The organism is Novipirellula rosea (assembly GCF_039541335.1).
In the GTDB taxonomy this organism is placed as follows: Bacteria; Planctomycetota; Planctomycetia; order Pirellulales; family Pirellulaceae; genus Novipirellula; species Novipirellula rosea.
The window spans coordinates 215,901-233,910 of the sequence record NZ_BAABGA010000006.1; the positions used below are offsets into that span (position 1 = coordinate 215,901).

At 55.9% G+C, this 18,010-nt stretch carries 10 protein-coding genes; 7 read left to right on the plus strand and 3 right to left on the minus strand.

Going from position 1 to position 18,010, the window contains the following annotated elements; all coding sequences use genetic code 11:
• Window positions 1-55 precede the first annotated feature (55 nt).
• The 5 genes from ABD971_RS01525 to ABD971_RS01545 all read left to right on the plus strand — a co-directional run bounded on the left by ABD971_RS01525 (window position 56) and on the right by ABD971_RS01545 (window position 9,320).
• The gene (locus tag ABD971_RS01525) at window positions 56-2,578 is read left to right on the plus strand and encodes a beta-propeller fold lactonase family protein (RefSeq protein ID WP_345318740.1); all 2,523 of its coding nucleotides are present in this window, start codon (window positions 56-58) and stop codon (window positions 2,576-2,578) included.
• A gap of 213 nt (window positions 2,579-2,791) precedes the next feature.
• Window positions 2,792-3,526, plus strand: coding sequence for an SDR family NAD(P)-dependent oxidoreductase (locus ABD971_RS01530; RefSeq protein ID WP_345318742.1), 735 nt, complete (start codon window positions 2,792-2,794; stop codon window positions 3,524-3,526).
• A gap of 261 nt (window positions 3,527-3,787) precedes the next feature.
• Window positions 3,788-5,095: a peroxiredoxin family protein gene (locus ABD971_RS01535; RefSeq protein ID WP_345318744.1), complete on the plus strand. Its 1,308-nt coding sequence runs from the start codon at window positions 3,788-3,790 to the stop codon at window positions 5,093-5,095.
• A gap of 53 nt (window positions 5,096-5,148) precedes the next feature.
• On the plus strand, window positions 5,149-6,276 hold the full coding sequence (locus tag ABD971_RS01540) for an FG-GAP repeat domain-containing protein (RefSeq protein WP_345318746.1): 1,128 nt from the start codon (window positions 5,149-5,151) through the stop codon (window positions 6,274-6,276).
• Window positions 6,273-9,320: a sulfatase-like hydrolase/transferase gene (locus tag ABD971_RS01545; protein WP_345318748.1), complete on the plus strand. Its 3,048-nt coding sequence runs from the start codon at window positions 6,273-6,275 to the stop codon at window positions 9,318-9,320. Before ABD971_RS01540 ends, ABD971_RS01545 begins: the two co-directional genes overlap by 4 nt.
• Before the next feature lie 320 nt (window positions 9,321-9,640).
• Here ABD971_RS01545 and ABD971_RS01550 read toward each other — a convergent pair whose 3' ends face one another.
• Window positions 9,641-10,894: an outer membrane protein assembly factor BamB family protein gene (locus tag ABD971_RS01550; protein ID WP_345318749.1), complete on the minus strand. Its 1,254-nt coding sequence runs from the start codon at window positions 10,892-10,894 to the stop codon at window positions 9,641-9,643.
• Between the two features lie 235 nt (window positions 10,895-11,129).
• Here ABD971_RS01550 and ABD971_RS01555 point away from each other — a divergent pair, with 235 nt between their 5' ends.
• Window positions 11,130-12,308: a DUF3500 domain-containing protein gene (locus ABD971_RS01555; RefSeq protein WP_345318751.1), complete on the plus strand. Its 1,179-nt coding sequence runs from the start codon at window positions 11,130-11,132 to the stop codon at window positions 12,306-12,308.
• A 381-nt stretch (window positions 12,309-12,689) separates the two neighbouring features.
• Window positions 12,690-13,118 (plus strand): hypothetical protein, encoded by a 429-nt coding sequence (locus ABD971_RS01560; RefSeq protein WP_345318753.1) that lies wholly within the window; start codon window positions 12,690-12,692, stop codon window positions 13,116-13,118.
• Between the two features lie 1,495 nt (window positions 13,119-14,613).
• Here the strand turns inward: ABD971_RS01560 and ABD971_RS01565 are convergent.
• Complete coding sequence (locus ABD971_RS01565) at window positions 14,614-17,142, minus strand: protein kinase domain-containing protein (protein ID WP_345318755.1); 2,529 nt, start codon at window positions 17,140-17,142, stop codon at window positions 14,614-14,616.
• A 7-nt stretch (window positions 17,143-17,149) separates the two neighbouring features.
• Complete coding sequence (locus ABD971_RS01570; protein ID WP_345318757.1) at window positions 17,150-17,866, minus strand: EF-hand domain-containing protein; 717 nt, start codon at window positions 17,864-17,866, stop codon at window positions 17,150-17,152.
• Between the last annotated feature and the right edge of the window lie 144 nt (window positions 17,867-18,010).

The following is an 18,010-nucleotide window of genomic DNA, read 5'->3' on the forward strand; positions in this document are numbered from 1 at the left end:
GATCAAGCGATCTTCAAATCCGATCACGCAAAACAATCTCGATAGAGACGACCGCATGACCTCTACCCTGTGTCTGAAACAACGCGGCCTGTTTCGTTTTGCGATCCGCTGTGGGATCGCAGTCATCCTGTTCGCGTCGTCGGTCACGGCGATCTGCGCTGCGGACCAGCGACTGGTGGTATCGATTTCGGACTTGCATCAACTGGGTGTCGTGAACGTCGATGACGACGGGCAGCTCGAGGTGGTGTCACGGACAAAGATTCAAGGGAAACCAGGCTCATCCTGTTTCGATTCAACCGCTCGCAACCTTTACGTCAGTTCGGCGAACCCGAACGCCGTCACTGTGTTCCGCGTGCAAAACGAAATGCTGCAGCCGCTGCAAAGTGTCTCGGTTCCTGCCAAGCCCTCCTATTTAACGATCGATCCCTCAGGTCGATTTTTATTGGCGTCTTACTTCACGACCGGCCAAGTATCGGTGCACCGGATTGTGGGGGAGGGACGGTTGTCAAACGAACCGGTTCAGTTGTTGTCGGTGGACGAGCGGGCTCACGGAGTCGCGGTGGAGCCCAGTGGCAAGTTTGTGTTTGTGCCCCACACACGGCCAAACGTGATTAGCCAATTTCGACTCGACTCACACAGCGGCAGGTTGTCGCCCAATACGCCGGCGAAGCTGCGGCGTGCTGAAAACACCGGCCCGCGACACCTGTGGTTTCATCCCCACGCTCGCTTCGTTTACGGCAGCGACGAACAAGCGTCCCGGATTTCGATGTACGTCATGGACACGGAAACCGGGACGCTCTCGCATCAGCAATCGGTGTCCAGTTTACCGGAGGGATATAAGGGCAAAGCGACGACATCGCACGTCGAAGTGCATCCCTCGGGAAAGTTTGCCTACATCGCCAATCGCGTACACAACAGCGTGGCGGTGTTTGACATCGACCAGGCCACGGGATTGCTAACATTACGACAACACATCGACACCGAGTCGATGCCGCGATCGTTTGCGGTCTCGCCCGATGGGCGTACTCTGGTCGCGGCCGGCCAGCGATCGGGGAATTTGGTCAGCTACAAAATTGCCGATGACGGCCAATTGACGAAGGCGGCGACCGTGGCGGCCGGTGCATTGCCTTGGTGGGTCACGTTCGCCCCTCAATCGACCGCCGCGGATCCCGTCGTCGAAACCGCGACCGTCGATCCGGTCGTTCGCAACCGCAGGCTATCGCTGGGCCAAGGCACGATAGCGGGTGAAGTCAGCGATGTGTCGGCGTTATTGCAGACACGGCTCACCCAGGGAACGGAACTTGATGAAACAGGGGACCTGCCGGGAGCAGCGGGCGTGGTCTGCTTTCAGTGGTCCGAGCACCAAGGTTTTGACGATGCAAAGCGGACTCGGTTTCAAACCGCAACACCGGAGCGTGATTTCATCGTGCGAGCAGAATTAGACGGACTGCGGCCCGGCACACGGTACTATTACCGGGCCGTATACGGAGCAACGGAATCCGAGACAAGCATGGGACCGACCTGCTCGTTCCGCACGCTGCAAGGAGCGGCGGGTTCGCGTCCGGTGAAATTCATTGTCGGCAGTTGCATGAACTACATCAAATTCATGCATGGGCGCGCCGGTAACGCAGGCGGTCCACTGACCGCAACCGCCGAAGACAAACGACTGGGCTTTCCCGCCTTCGCATCGATGCAGTCATTGCAGCCTGAGTTTTTTGTTGGCACGGGTGATATCGTTTATTACGACAATCCGTTTCGGGTCGCCAAGACGGTCGAAGAATTGCGACGTTGTTGGCACGAGCAATTTCGCTTTCCACGGATGATCGACTTTTTCCAGAACGTACCGGCGTATTGGTCCAAGGACGATCACGACTTTCGTTACAACGATTCGGATAACGAATCGGCAAAATTGCCACTGCCCCAGACCGGCATCAATCTGTTTCACGAGCAGCTTCCTATCGCCCCGGTCGATGCTGATCAGCCGCGAACCTATCGCACGCTACGGGTCAATCGTGATGTTCAGATTTGGTTGACCGAAGGCCGCGATTTCCGTTCACCCAATGATGCCGAAGATGGGCCGAACAAAACGATGTGGGGTGACGAGCAGCGTGCGTGGCTGAAGTCGACATTGCAAGCGAGCGACGCCAAGTGGAAATTGATCATCAGCCCCACGCCGATGGTCGGTCCCGACGACGCCTACAAAAAAGACAACCACGCGTCGTTAAGTGGTTTTCGCCACGAAGCGGACGCCTTCTTTGACTGGGTCAAACAGAATCAGATCGCACAATTGTTTTTGATCTGTGGTGATCGTCATTGGCAATACCACAGCATTCATCCGTCGGGGGTCAACGAATTTGCTTGCGGTGCTCTGAATGACGAGAACGCTCGAATGGGCGTCTCACCCGGTGCCGACTATGGCACCGATCCCAAAGGTGTGATCGATCAGCCCTACACTTCACCGGAGCCGAGTGGCGGTTTTCTGCAAGTGGAAGTCGGTGAGACGCTGGAGGTCCGCTTCTTTGACGACCAAGCCCGCCAGCTGTACCACGCCCGCTTTCCCGCAGCCGTCGGGCGCTGAAGGGTCAATGACGAGAGCTCGGTGAAACCGAAATGAGAGACCGTCTTGAAACGTGAATTTTTTTAGGACCGCGGTTAATCATTGACTGCTGGTTCTCTGACGCGGTGGCGGATCTGCATCCTCGTCGTTCATTGCTGTGATGATAATGTTTCTCGGGCCAACGATGGCTTCCTTTTCTTCAGACATCCCTTTTCTTCAGACATGGCGACAACCGTGGCAAATAGCAAATCTGTAATCGTGACCGGCGGATCCGGAGGAATTGGATCCGCCATTTGCTGCAACCTTGCTAACGCGGGCTGGAATACCGTGGTGCACTACCACAGCGACCACGATGCCGCAGTAAAAATCGTCGATGAGATCAACGCCGCCGGAGGCCGTGCGATCACCGCGAAATGCAACCTCAGTGATGAGAACGAAGTCGCGGGACTATTTGATACCGCGATTGCCGAGTTTGGTGAAATCGACGGCATCGTTGCTTGTGCGGGGATCGGCGGCAGCGGACCGGTTGTGGAATCGACCCTCGACGACTTCCAAAAACTGCTCGGCGTCAACGTGGTAGGAGCCTACCTGACCATTCGTGAAGCTGCACGTCGGATCGAGGATGGAGGTCGAATTGTATTCGTTTCCTCACAACTCGCTGAACGACCACGTGAAGGGACCGGACTGTACTCGGCAACCAAAGCGGCCATCGACGCCATGGTTGTTTCAATGTCGCGAGAATTAGGTGCGCGAAACATCACGATCAATAGCGTTCGCCCCGGTGCGACCGAGCCAGGAATGTTTGCCGACAGCAACCAAGAGCGTAAAGAGTATTTTCGCAATCTGTCTCCGTTCAAACGACTTGGCCATCCCGACGACATCGCGGGTGTCGTTGGATTCTTACTCAGTGACGATGCGAGATGGATAACCGGTCAACACCTGCGGGTCGATGGCGGCGCGTCCAACTGATTGCGACGTGTCAATCGCGACGCTGCGGCACGATTTGACGCCCGGTCTTGGAACCATCCTTGATGGTTGCGAAGTAACGTAGCCTAGGCTTCCAGCCTGGGAATCACAGCAAACCCAGGCTGGAAGCCTAGGCTACGTTAAGTTCAAAACTGACACGGCGGGCACAAACATTGCTAATTTTTCATTTTGTCGGTAGAGGATGCGGGTTTGCCGGGTTTTAGATCACACTTACCCGTTCTCGCCGTCTTTCTGGATCCGATGATGAATCGTTTTTTGCTATTCGCAGCTACGTTTTTAATGATTTGCCACTGTGGTGGTGCATTGACGCTCGCTCAACAGCCCAGAAACCAAGGGGCTGGCGGCCAGGGAAATGCTGGTCAGGGGCGGTCGCGGCAACCGATCGTGCTCAGCGAAGGTCAACTGCCAGATACCGATGCCTTCACCGCCGACGGCAAACCGATCAAAGTCCGCGATCTGGTCAAGGGTAAGTACACGGTGCTGAAGACGGGATGTTTGACATGTCCTGAATTCTTGCGGGCGTATGCCGAACTCGAAGCCACCGCGAAGGACTACGCGGACAAAGACGTTCAGTTCTATTACGTCTTCCAAAGCCTTCGCCACCCCGAGCGTGAAGGCTACGTCCAGGCCCAAAATATGAGCGAGCGTTTCCTGCAACTCGCCGAAGCCAAGAAGAAACTCGGTACACAGGTTCCTTGGATCGCCGACACGATCGATGATTCATTTCGTGTTGCGATGAAGACGAATTCCAACTCCGTGTTCGTCATCTCGCCCGATTCGGAAATCGTCTACGCGGCCGACCGGATGAACGGAGATGGTCTGCGACAAGCGCTAACAAAACTGGTGGGACCAGTCGAAAACCCCACCTCGGTTCGTGATCTGAACCTGCCGCAATTGGCTCGCTTTCAACCCACCAACATTGACAGCGATATTCGGGTCCAACGGCCCGACGGTTTGGTGATCCTGGTGATCACGCCGACCAAACCGGAAGAGACGTATTTCGTTAAACTTCGTGCCGAAGCCGAGCCGCAACTGTTGGAAACGGGCAAAGGTCGATTGTTCCTTGGTTTTTATCCCGACCCGATCCATGATGCTCATTGGAACAACTTGACGCCAGGAATGAAGTACGTGCTCGAATTGCCTGACGGGGTTAAGGCCGATCCGGCGACCGCGGTGGCGAATAAGGGGCCGGGCGACAGCGACACGCAACCGCGACAGTTTTGGGTTAATATTGAGGGTGACAAAACGCTTGATGACATTAAGCTGTCCTTGCACTACTACGCGTGCTCGCCGGGCATGTGTGAAGCCATGACTCACGAATACACGATTGCCTTCACGGCCGAAGACAAAAACTCTCGCACGTTCAGTTTCAATCGAGGCCAAGGAGCAGCGGGGGGCGGAATGCGACCAGGCGGGGCAGGCGGACGGCCAGGCAGTGGACGACCGGGCATGAGTGGACGGGCTGGCAGTGGACGACTAGGTGCCGGTGGATCCGCAGGACCGCGTGGTCAACAAGGCCGCAATCGTCCGCAACCCACAAGCAACGAATGACGCTTTGATCGCGGAGCGATCAGCGACGATCACCACCCAACTATTGAACCGAGATGAAGCAGCCCATCCTCGCCGTCCTGTTGCTGATCACGGCGATGTCTGATGGTTTCTGCAGCGGACAAGAAAGAATCTTCGTCTCAAGCGATCGGCTGATTCTGGGGACCGAGACGAACCGTTCCGCCTCGGTGCGAAACGCGGACGTCGACGGCGATGGCGACGTTGACTTGATCGTCGCCAATGGGCGTCATTGGCCTCAGCAAAATTTTGTGTTCGTCAATCAAGGCCGCAGTCGATTCAATGTCATGCGGCCTTTGGGGGACGATCGATCAACCAGTTACGCTTGCGAGCCAGCCGACTTTGACGGAGACGGTGATATCGATATCGCCGTCGGCAACGATAACGCACCGTGCATGATCATGCTGAATGATGGCAACAGAGTGTTCACGGCGGGATCTGAATTCGGTAGCCCCTCGAGCGTCCGTAGTCTTGCGGTCGCCGACATCGATGGCGATGGCGACATCGACATTCTTGTCACGTGTCGCGGCCGACCAAACCGTATCCATCTGAACGATGGTTCCGCGAACTTTCCTGTCTCTTTCGAATTTGGCAGCTCGGATGATTCAACAATCGATGTCGCGGTCGCGGACGTCAACGAGGATGGTCGTCTCGACTTGTTGCTCGCCAACCGCGATGGGCAACCCAACACAATCTTGATCTCTGAAGGCTCGCGTGGCTTTCGCAAACCTCAGGTCTTCGGTCCAAAGAATCTTTCTAGCCGAGCCATCGCGACGGCCGACTTCAACGCCGATGGTCACATCGACTGGGTCGTCGGCAACGTGGACGCAGCGAATACGGTCTTCTTCGGTGACGGCAACGGCGGCGTGCTAACCCAAACCTCCATCGGCCGAGATGACGGAAAAACGTACTGCGTCGCGGTGGCTGATTTCAATAACGATAGTCTGCCGGATATTGTCGTCGGTAACGTCGGACAACCCCATGCGGTTTATTTCAATGCAAACTCAGGGACGACGTTCGCTGAAACACGGTTCGGAACTGCCGACACGGCAACGTACGGACTGTGTACCGGCGACTTCGACGGAGACGGGTTCGCCGATGTTGCGGTCGCCAACTCCGATGGTTTGAATCGAGTGTTCCTCAATCGAATAAAAAAGAATCAATGAGCAAAATGATCACTCCCGTGGCAGCGGTTCTGTTGGCTGCATGCTTGTTCACATCCGCCTCGGCCGAAGTCACTAGCGATTGGCCAGGCTTCCGGGGTCCGGGCGGGCGAGGTATCGCCACCGATCAAGTGACCGCGAAATCGTGGGATGCGACGAACGAAAACGACACAGCGATCCTCTGGAAAACCGACGTCCCTGGACTCGGTCACGCCAGCCCCACGATCATCGGCGACAAGATATTTCTTGCCACTGCGGTTCCAGCTAGTGGCGATGCACCGCTGAACGTCGGTCGCAATGGCAATACCGACGCAGCCGACGACAACGGCGAGCAAACGTGGTGGGTGCTGTGTTACGACAAAGCAACAGGCAAGGAACTTTGGCGTAAGACTGCCCGCAAAGGGGAACCCAAGGCGACTCGCCATGCCAAGGCGACTCATGCCAACACGACGATCGCTGCGGATGCCGACCATGTTGTCGCCTTCTTTGGTTCCGAAGGTCTGTATTGTTACGACCACGACGGCAACCTGCTGTGGCAACGTGACTTGGGAGTCATCAACGTCAGCAAGTACGGAATTGGTTGGGGCTACGCCAGCTCGCCGGCGATTCACGGCGACCGCATCGTCCTGGTCTGCGATGACCCCACAGATCCTTACGTGGTGACGCTGCGTCTATCGGACGGTGAAGAGATTTGGCGAAAGTCGCGTCTGGATGATTGCGAGCGAAGCTGGGGAACGGCGCTGATTCACACCGACGATGACGTCACGCAAGTCGTAGTCAATGGTTGGCCTTGGATTGTTTCCTATGACCTGGAAACCGGCGACGAGGTGTGGCGGATCGAAGGAGGCGGTGACAATCCGATTCCGACTCCGTTTGTTCACGACGATCGCATTTATATTACCAATGCTCATGGGGGTCCGTCACCGATCTATGCGATTGCAACGGACGCCAAAGGAAATTTGACAGAATCCGAATCGGCTGCTGAGCAAAGCGTGGTTTGGCAAGTCGATCGGGGCGGCTGCTATATGTCGACGCCGGTGGTGTGGGGCGACTATCTGTATCTGGGAAATACCAATGGCGTCCTTCGCTGTTTTCACGCCGAGACCGGCGAAAAGATCTACGAGGAACGGCTTGGCAGCGGTGCTTCGATCACGGCGTCGCTGGTCGCCGCCGACGACAAAATCTACTGTCCTTCCGAAAATGGCAAGATGTATGTGGTCCAGGCAGGTCCCGAGTTCAAAATTCTGGCCGAAAATGAAATGGAGCACCCTTGTTTCGCTACGCCTGCGATCTCCGAAGGAATTCTCTACATTCGCACGACCAAGACGCTCATCGCGATCCAACCGGTACCGGAATCATCCACCGAGACGGTATCGCAAACGCGACCGAACATCTTGTTCATCGCGGTCGATGACTTGCGTCCGTCGATGGGATGTTACGGTGACCCCGTCGCGATCACGCCGAACATGGATCGCTTGGCGGCTCGAGGGGTACAGTTCGATCGTGCTTACTGCCAAGTTGCGGTGTGCAATCCGTCGCGAGCCAGTTTGATGACTGGCCTGCGTCCCGACAACTTGGGCGTGTGGACGTTGCCGATTCACTTTCGCGAAGCCAAGCCCGACGCGGTCACGATGCCTCAGTGGTTTCGCAAGTTCGGTTACACCGCCGTCAGCCATGGAAAGATCTATCACAATCCCACTCCCGATCCACAGTCTTGGAGCGAGCCCATTCGCAAGTTGCGATCGCTCCCGAATCCGTATCCCGACGGCACTCGCGAGCAAGTGCAAGCGGCGATGAAGGAATTGCCTGCGAGGGATTGGCGAAAGAACAACCTGCGAAACCCAAGCACGGCGGCACCCGATTTGGATGACACCGAAGTCCTGGACGGTGCGAGAACCGAGATGGCGATCGAAGACTTGCGTCGACTGGGCCAGCAATCCGAACCGTTCTTCCTGGCGATGGGATACATCCGGCCCCACTTGGCCTGGGTCGCGCCGAAAAAGTATTGGGACATGCACGATCCAGCCAAATTGCCAGTGCTGGAGGATCAACAGGTGATCCCGAACACGCCGGGCTACGCGCCAAGCAACAACAGCGAATTGTCGCACTATGTTGATCTAATCGACATGCCCAGACCGTGGGACGACCGAGAATTGCCGCTTGAAAAGCGACGTCATCTGGTTCATGCCTACTACGCCTGCGTCAGTTACGTGGATGCACAAATCGGTCGGCTGCTCGATACACTCGAGGAGGAAAGCCTCGCTGAGAACACGATCGTGGTCTTGTGGAGCGACCATGGGTGGAAGTTCGGCGAGAACCGTGGCTGGGGAAAGATGACCAATTACGAAATCGATGCACGCGTCCCGCTGCTGATCGCTGCACCAGGGATGAAGACTGCGGGTCAAAAGACTGATCAATTGGCTGAGTTACTGGACCTGTTTCCAACACTCTGCGAACTCGCAGGAATCGACACTCCCGACTTTGTCGATGGACGCAGTCTAGTCCCCATTTTGAAAGACCCTCAAACCAAGGTGCACGACACGGCGATGAGCCAGTACTACCGAAATTTCGAAGGGCATCAGTACATGGGCTATTCGATGCGAACCAACGATTATCGCTTTATCGAATGGCGAGACTTCGAGACGGGCGAGGTGACGGATCGCGAACTCTACGATCATCGAACCAGCGACATCGAAAGTGAAAACATCGTTGCGTCGGCATCCGCTGATCTAGTCAACCAATTAACCAAGCAATTGGTCCAGTCGCATCCAAGAAAGCCATTGCGAATGACACCCGCGGTTCATTCGAATCCGAATCCAGGACGCTGGAGTGCGGAATTGAGTTTCACCAACAAGACCGAAACGGAATTGATGGTCTACCCCATCACATCGTCGGGGCGACGAGGCCGAGCGACGCGAATCAAGCCATCCCAAGACGCACGCTTCAATGCTCGCCTGGGTGGCGTCTTCGTTGTCGAGAGCGAGGACGGTCACGTTTACGAAATCCACTCACCGTCGTTCCCACCACGACCGATTGTGATCGAGTAAGGAAATCGCTTCCTGTCGTAGCGGAATTCGTCAACAGCTTGTTGATTTTGTGAGCCGTGACGCGTGAGCGGCCGGGTCCCACGCATTACACCCAAACTGCGTTTCGGCGAGGCGACACTCACAAGTCACCTCTCCCGAGCGAAGCACGGGAGAGGTCGGACGGGCCCTCAAGGCCTCGTCCGGGTGAGGGCCGACCGCGCAACCTTGAAGCATGGTTCGATTGAGATTGCTCGGACGGCCCTCACCCGAGCATTCGCTGAAGGCTCTGCTCGACCTCTCCCAAACGCAGTTTGGGAGAGGTGACAGTCAACGCGTTGCTCCTACGGGGTTCCAACACAGTACAGCGACTGGTTGCTGCGGAGATACAGCTTGCCATCGCTTACGGCGGGCGAAGCGTTGAAGTCGGTTTCATCGCCAGCAAACTTGTTTAGCGAGATCGGTTTGAAATCGTCGTTCGGTGCGTAAACAATCGTGCCGCTGCGGCGAGTCACCACGTAAATGTTCTTGCCAATCAACACCGGCGACGCGTAAACAGGTCGACCACTTTCTAGATCGTCGACTCGTGATTTGTAGATAACTTCCCCGTCTTTGGCCGACGTGCAGTAGGCGATCCCTCGATCATCGATCCAGTAGAAACGTCCGTCCTGCAGTAGCGGTGTGGCAACATAGGAACTGGAGCGATTCGTCCATTGAACATGCGAGTCGGTGACGTCGTCCTTGCCACCAAGTTTAACAGCGATGCTGCCCGAAGCTCGATAGCCGCCAAAACTGTAGACCGTGTCACCATCGACAATCACCGATGGCGTGACGTTGCCAGTCATCGGCGACTCACAACACCACCGCAGCTTTCCCGTCCGAGGATTCATCGACCAAATCTCGCCCGGAACACTGATCACCAACTCCGGTTCACTGTCGGGCTGCGTGATGATACGCGGAGTGCCGTACGTCAGTTCCAACATGTCGGCATCTTGTCGCCAGATCTCTTTGCCGGTCGCTTTGTCTAACGCGATGATCGCTCGCGACTCTTCGGCAGCGTTCACAATGACGCTATTTTCAAACAGCACAAGACTCGCGGCGGATCCCCATTGGCGGTTGCTCGATCCCTTGCCAACATCGAAGCTCCAGTTCTTTTTGCCATCCAGACTAATCGAATGAACGCCTCCTTTGCCGAGGAAAACGTAAACGTTTTCGCCGTCGGTGACCGGGGTGTTACTGGCGTACCCATGTTCGGTGATGTAGCCCTGGTATCGGTCTTCGCGGTAATCGATCGGAAAGTCGACTGCCCATTTCTGCTGGCCATTTGTTTTGTCGAAACTGATGACTTGACGTTTCGCTTCCGCCCCGCTGACGTAACACGTTATAATCACTTGGTCGTCAACGATGATCGGACTCGATGACCCGGATCCGGGAAGATCGACTTTCCAAAGCAGGTTCTCTGTTTCGCTCCAGGTCGTTGGCACCGTATCGGCCGAGCGGGCTTGTCCGCCAGGCCCCAGGAACTCGGGCCAAGCCGCATTGCCAACGCTCGCGGTCAGGACCCATGTAACGACGGTAAGAAGAAAGCAGATTTGCATGGCAACAGCCTGGGCTAGTGGTCTTTTGACGCGAAGAGATCGAAAATGGAGGCGGATCGAGTTCAATTAAATGGATGAGAATCAAGAGGGACCCAGCAAACAGGGTGACCGTGATTTTCACGATCCGGGGACAACTCGCTGGTTCGACTACGTTAATATGCGTAAGATCTGTCAGTAGCGCCCCCTGATACCGGAAAATTTTTCGAGAAAGCTTCCACCAACCACTGAGAAACCAATGATAAGACATCACCGATGGATTGCCGCTTCCGCGGTCTTGCTGATGGGCATCTGTGTCGTCGTTTATTCACAGCGTCCGGGCGGTCGGCCTGGTCGCGCCCCCGTGGTCGACGAGCCGTTCGTCGGTATCGTCACGTCCGAAGGCATCCAACGCGACCTGTTTTCGATCAAGTCCACTGGCGTGTCCACCGCGCCGGTTCGCGAGGCGGCCGACGCATTCTTGGCCGGATTGAATGACGATCAACGCAAACGGACAGTCTTTCCCGTGGACGATACCGAGTGGCGTCAGTGGGACAACCGGCACCGGTCGCCACGCCAGGGTGTTGGCTTTGATGAAATGTCCGAAGCGCAGCGAAAGCTGGCTTTTGAAATGATCGGCCAAAGTCTGAGTGCCAAGGGGCTCAAGAAAACCAAAGACATCATGAAACTCAACGGCACGCTCGCTGAACTTGCCAACAACTTTGACGAATATGGCGAGTGGCTGTACTGGGTCACGATCATGGGCGAACCTTCCAAGACCGAACCGTGGGGTTGGCAACTCGATGGACATCACCTCGTCATCAACTACTTTGTGTTGGGCGACCAAGTCGTGATGAGCCCCGTCTTCATGGGCTCGGAACCGATCGAAGCCAAGGGCGGAAAGTTCAAAGGCACGATCGTCATGCAAGACGAACAGAACAAGGGACTTGCGCTGATGCAAAGCTTGACGGACGAGCAGCGGTCCAAGGCGATCGTGATGCAGAACAAGGATGGCAACAATAATCTAACCGAAGCGTACAAGGACAACGTCGTCCTTGATTACGCCGGCATCGCTGGATCGGAACTCAGCGACGAGCAGAAGAAGGGTCTACTTAACTTGATCGAAGAATATGTCGGCAACATGCGTCCAGATCACGCAAAGGTTCGTATGTCGGAGGTCCAAGAGCACCTCGACGAAACCTACTTTGCCTGGATTGGCGGAACGACCGACCAGAGCGTTTATTACTATCGAGTCCATAGCCCGGTGATCTTGATCGAATTCGACCATCAGCGCCGGGTCGCCCCGTTTCGTACCGCCGAGCCGACACGCGACCACATTCACACGGTGATCCGCACGCCCAACGGAAACGACTATGGCAAAGACCTGCTACGTCAACACTACCACGACCACGACCACTCGCACCCACACTCTCATTGATGGATGACGGCACCCGAAGCTATACGAGTGCGTCCGGCTCAGGCCAGAGGCCGATACACCCGCTGCCGTGGCCATAAGGCCACGGCACGTAATGAATTGAGCGGTAAAGGCCAACGGCCGATACAGGGAAACAGCAACCAAAAACTCGGCTTCAAATTTCAGGTGCACCTGCCTGTTTCACCGCGTGTGTTCAGCCGAATGTGGTAACGCGAAGGTGGATGGACACCATGGAAGGCTCCGCACCCACGAACATGAAGGCGCCGCAACACGATTTGAGTCATCCAAGGCAAACAGCTTGACTCACCCGATGACATCAAGTCAAATTTCACTACACCACCCGACTGAGCGGTGGTAAAGAGAATTGTTCGTCAGGTCAGAAATATGGGATTTGCCGTCGCATACCAAACAACAGAACAAATCTCGCCTGCGTTACAACGAGAGATGATCCACGCGGCGAAAGACTTGTCCAGTGGCCGCACTTGGCTCAGCTGCGAACCTCCCTACTTGATGAACGAGAATGGAACGCTTGTCGGTGCCAGTAAGCCTAACTTCTCTCCTCATCCCGACGACGTTGCTTCCGCCAAATCGGAGGGTCTTCCCGACGGAACGCTAAGCGACACACTTGAAATATTGTGCGAACTATCGCGACGTTTTGATGTTGACTGGGAGATATCACACGATCATTCCGCCGGACCGCTGGGATACATTCGCAATGGCGTTTGCGACGACGACGTCACGACACAGTGCGACGCATTAACCGACCTTGCTGATGAACTCGGTGCAGAAGGTTTTGACTTAGACGACCTCTAATGCGAGAAGCAGTCGAACCTAGATATCGAGATAGAGGGACCGGATTGCTCCGGCGCTCATGCCACACAACAAACGCATCCGGGTCCGCTCAACAACGATCAGACGGGACGGGACGCCGCAAAAATTCGAGCAGTTGCGGACGAACTGATGGAATCACGTGCACCAGACCGCGGATAACTGAGAGTCAAACATTCCCGATTGTCTTTGTTTAATTTTTCTGTCGCCCCCATCTTTCTGTCCTCACTTGCGGCGCGAACGAAGTCAGTAAGCGAAGGCCACAATTGCGGATAGCGGGTGTGCGATCTGTGACGCGATCTTAGCGAGTCTCAAGGGGAGAGGACTCTGCTGAACGGTAGGCAAAAAAATGTGGGACAGAAAGATAAGACGATGGTGGATATCCGTGACCCAAGCACCCGCGTTCGTCGCTCCCATTTTTTAACCTTTCTTCGCCTGCCAAGTGCGAGAAATTGGTGTTGAGTGAAGCGGCATTGCACTTGGGCTCAAACATTTTCCTGCCCCCTCCATCTTCCTGCCCAACCTTGGGTTGCATGGAGTGACGTGTGTCATCGCTTTGCAGCGTTGCAGCGACTGCGGGACAAGTTGAAACGGTGAGCTCGGATCACCGTAAGATCGACCGTTCAGTTTCCCTGCTTTTAATCTTTCTGTCGCACCCATCTTTCTGTCGTCACATTCGGTGTAGAAAAATGGAAACTTGACAGTTAACGGTATGCGTCGCGTGTAGCGTCTCCCACGAATGCCGGTCGGTTGTTGGCATGCTGACGGGTTTACAGGAAAATGTGGGACAGAAAGATAACACGGTGGTGGCAATCCGTGACCGGAGCTCCAGCGTTCGTCACTTCCCCATTTTTTAACCTTCCATCTTTTAACCTTTCTTCACCTACCACATGCGAGCCATTGGTGTTGAGTGAAGCGGCATTGCACTTGGGCTCAAACATTTTCCTGCCCCCCTCCATCTTCCTGCCCAACCTTGGGTTGCATGGAGTGACGTCTGCAATCGATTTGCAACGTTGCAGCGACTGCGGGACAAGCTGAAACGGTGAGCTCGGATCACCGTAAGATCGACCGTTCAGTTCACTTGCTTTTAATCTTTCTGTCGCACCCATCTTTCTGTCGTCACATCCGGTGCAGGGAAATGGAAACTTGACAGTTAACGGTATGCGTCGCGTGTAGCGTCTCCCACGAATGCCGGTCGGTCGTTGGCATGCTGACGGGTTTACAGGAAAATGTGGGACAGGAAGATAAGACGCGGATGGGTATTCGTGACCGGAGCGTTCAACCGGTAACAGGAATTTGTCAGGCTTAGATTTTGAGGTAATGGATCTTGCTGCAGATTCTTCCCGACTCGTGAAACGAGGAGCTTTAGCAAGCTCCACTACATTTGAAACACCAATGATCTCTGCCTACCTGCTTTCGCCATCAAGTCCAGTGGATGGCACGCGTCTTTGCGGATGATCCGTTGCTATGGACGGCCGCATCATGGACTCGATAGGGCTTCGATGATCTGCTGCGTCTGGACGACGAACGGATGATCGCGGTCGGCGGGGGCGATCGCGTCGATGTCTGCGGCGGCGTTTGCGATCGCTTCGCCAGCCGCGTCCTGGTTGCCTTGCAAATTGTGAACTTCGGCAAGCGACCGATACAATAATGCTCGCCAGCACCGATGGGAAAAGTTCTCGGCTGCCGCGTTGACCAATGTCGACTGCATCGTCAACGCCTTCTGCAGCTGATGATTTGCTTCGTCGAAGTCTTTCTCGGTTCGCGAAATGTTGGACAGTTTGTGGCGAATGTGGACTTCCGAAACCACAAAGATCGGTGTGTTGGGAAACTGTTGTTGCAAGGTTTGTAGCTCGGCAAGAGCTTCACCGAGCCGCGTTGCTGCTTCGGATCGCTGCAGCCTTGTTTGGACGTCGCGTCGCAAGTTCACCGCTGCCAAGGCTTCGACCAACGTGTATCGCACCGTGGTATCGCTGGGCGAAACATCCAGTTGTTGCCGCAGAATTTCAATGGCACTCTCAAATCTCGCACGTTTTGCAGCGGGTCGTTTTTCGATACGAGACTGCGCCAGCCGAACTCGGGCACGCAGCGTTACGACCTGACTTGCATTGGTGTTGGATTGGTGGAGTGTTTCCAATAGTTCGTCCGCCGACCGCAAGTGCAGCCTTCGCTGGTGCGGCAGTTTGTTGGCCTGGGACTCAATTCGTCTTCGCTGCGGTGGTGGATCGCCGAGACTCACGTGAGCACGCGCGAGTTGCAGCATCGCTTCGGTGTTGCTCTTGGCAAGATCACCCGCTGCGGACAAGGCTGATTGGTAGGCTTGTTCGGACTCATCGAACCGGAGCTCCACCGCAAAAACATCACCAAGTTCATTCTGCAATCGAGCCATTAAGGATCGGCTCTGCTCATTCGATAAACCTGCGGTCGCGCCGCGGGTCCGGAGCACATCGATGCCATGCTGAAGCGACTCGATCGCGTCGGACGTTTGACCGAGTTGCCGCTGGATCAAAGCGAGCCGGATCGTGGCGCGGATCATTTGCTCGACGATGTCAGGCCGGGTTGGCGATTGCTGGGAGAGTCGTTCGTAGAGCGGCTGGATGCTTTGCAGAACCTCTGCCGTATGCGGCGATGGATTTAGCGAGTACGTGGTCGCGGCGGTTTCGTCGAGACCGACATCGCTAATGCTAGACGCCGGCACCGAAACCATGTCGACAACCCCGTCAAGCGATTGAAGTGCGAGGTCAACCGTTTGCTCGGATTGTCGTAGTGCGGCGCTGGTCCGCTGGTTCGCCTCGGACGTCATCCACCAACCGCCGGTCGACGCCAGCGTCGCGAGTACGAGTGAAGCGGCGGCGATCGTCGTAGCTGTCGCCATCTTCGGGTTTCGCCGACACCAGCGAAACAATCGTGCGGCAGCGGAAGTGCGACGTGCTTGAATTGGTTCGTCGGCCAGATAGCGATCTAAATCATCTCGCAGCTCCGCCGCCGTTTGATAACGATGCGCCGGCTCGAGACTGATCGCTTTGCTGATGATGGTTTTCAGGTCAAGCGGAATGTCGCTGCGCAAGCTGCTGAGAGGCTTGATGCGATGCTGGAGAACCGATTCCATCAACGGGTGCGGGTCGGATTCAGTGAAGGCGGGAACGCCGGCGACCATTTCATAAAGCGTCAAACCGAGTGCATAGATATCACAACGCGCGTCGGATTGGCTGCGGAATCGTTCCGGTGCCATGTATCGCGGACTGCCACTGAGCGCGCGAGTCATAGTGGGATCATCGCGTGTGTTTCGAGCGAGTCCGAAATCGGTGACTTGTGCGGCACCGTTTTCGTCGATCAAGACGTTGGCAGGTTTGATGTCCCGATGCAAGACTCCGTTTGCGTGGGAATAGGCCAATGCGTCCGCGATCTGCCGACCGACTTGCGCGGTCTCTCGAAAGCCGAACGTCTTGGTTCCACTCGCGGTGATCCGTTTGTCGATTGATTCGCCTCGAACCAATTGCATCACCAAGTAATGCGTGCCATCGTTTTCCCCGGTTCCAAAGATGGGCACGATGTTGGAGTGATGCATGGCGGCCGCAGTCTTGGCCTCGTGCTGAAACCGCGCCAGTGCCTCGTCATCGAGCAAGCTTTGCTTGGGCAACACCTTGATGGCAACCATCCGCGTCAGCGACTCTTGCATCGCCTCGTATACGATCCCCATACCACCGCGACCGATCTCGCGAACGAGCCGGAAGTCACCGAGCTGCTCGATCAATCGGCCCGCCAGCGTTGCGCTACCGTCTTGCTCGGCTTGCTCGTCCACTTTGACCTTTTCGACCGACAACGCGAGCGGAAAGACGCGGCGAATCGGATCGCTCAATTCCGGATGGCGAATCGCGTACTCTTCGATCGTGGGGCGATCACCGCTGCGATATCGGGCAATAAAATCGCTGGCCAGCACATCGACGATGGCATAGATGTCGGTGTTGTCGTCGCAGTCATCAGGATCGGCGATTTCGGAATGGATCATACGAGCATCAGTTTCCGCCGCCGCGGCGACCTTGCGTGGGACGGTTTTTCATTTCGAGGTTTTCGGATCCGGGTTGAAGTTTGTTGCGGCGAAACTGCGACGCAAGCACCAAACGTTCACTGTGGTCCAGCGTACCATTTTTGTCTGCATCGGCGATCGCAAATGCGTCGTGCATGTGCTCGGGCAGTTCCGATAGGCTGAGCAATCCGTCGGAGTTGACATCGAACGCCAGGACTTGGTTTGCAAATGCGGTGTCACTTTGAGCGGGATCACCGCCGCGTCCGCCGCCGCCACCCTCTGGTTCTCCCTGCCCACGACCACCAGGACCTTGTTGTCCGGGACCACCTTGGCGTCCACCAGGTCCGCCCGCGCCACCTCTCTCGCCACCACGCTGGCCAGCGGGACCGCCTGGGCCACCAGGACCGCTTGGCCGCAATTCTTCGGCGGTCAAACGTCCATCCCGATTTTGGTCTAGCTTACGCAATGCGACTGCGGCGGCATCAATTTCGGCAGCCGACAATTCGCCGTCGTTATCAGTATCGAAAATCCGCAACAGTGGCGGCGTCTGCTGAGCCCCGCCTTGTGGTCCTCGCATGCCTCCGCCCGATTGTCCCCCACGACCGCCGCCACCTTGTCGTCCGCCGGGCGGTTGAGCATGCACAAGCGAATTACCGAGGAACAAAACCATCGCGCAGGAGACGGAAAGCAGTGCAAATCGTTTCATCATTGGGTCCGGGGAAGTGGAGTATTGCGAGCGGGATAATACAAAGAACCCCACGATGCCGGAATTTCTACAGGTAATCTGCACTGCTTTCTTCATTTTGCGGGGCCGAAACTCTTGGCGGGTTTGTTGATTTAATCCAAATGC

Coding starts and splice junctions, on each gene's coding strand:
- ABD971_RS01570 (WP_345318757.1), bottom strand. CDS start 17,866: ATGAAACGATTTGCACTGCTTTCCGTCTCCTGCGCGATGGTTTTGTTC.
- ABD971_RS01545 (WP_345318748.1), top strand. CDS start 6,273: ATGAGCAAAATGATCACTCCCGTGGCAGCGGTTCTGTTGGCTGCATGC.
- ABD971_RS01540 (WP_345318746.1), top strand. CDS start 5,149: ATGAAGCAGCCCATCCTCGCCGTCCTGTTGCTGATCACGGCGATGTCT.
- ABD971_RS01550 (WP_345318749.1), bottom strand. CDS start 10,894: ATGCAAATCTGCTTTCTTCTTACCGTCGTTACATGGGTCCTGACCGCG.
- ABD971_RS01555 (WP_345318751.1), top strand. CDS start 11,130: ATGATAAGACATCACCGATGGATTGCCGCTTCCGCGGTCTTGCTGATG.
- ABD971_RS01560 (WP_345318753.1), top strand. CDS start 12,690: ATGGGATTTGCCGTCGCATACCAAACAACAGAACAAATCTCGCCTGCG.
- ABD971_RS01535 (WP_345318744.1), top strand. CDS start 3,788: ATGAATCGTTTTTTGCTATTCGCAGCTACGTTTTTAATGATTTGCCAC.
- ABD971_RS01565 (WP_345318755.1), bottom strand. CDS start 17,142: ATGATCCATTCCGAAATCGCCGATCCTGATGACTGCGACGACAACACC.
- ABD971_RS01525 (WP_345318740.1), top strand. CDS start 56: ATGACCTCTACCCTGTGTCTGAAACAACGCGGCCTGTTTCGTTTTGCG.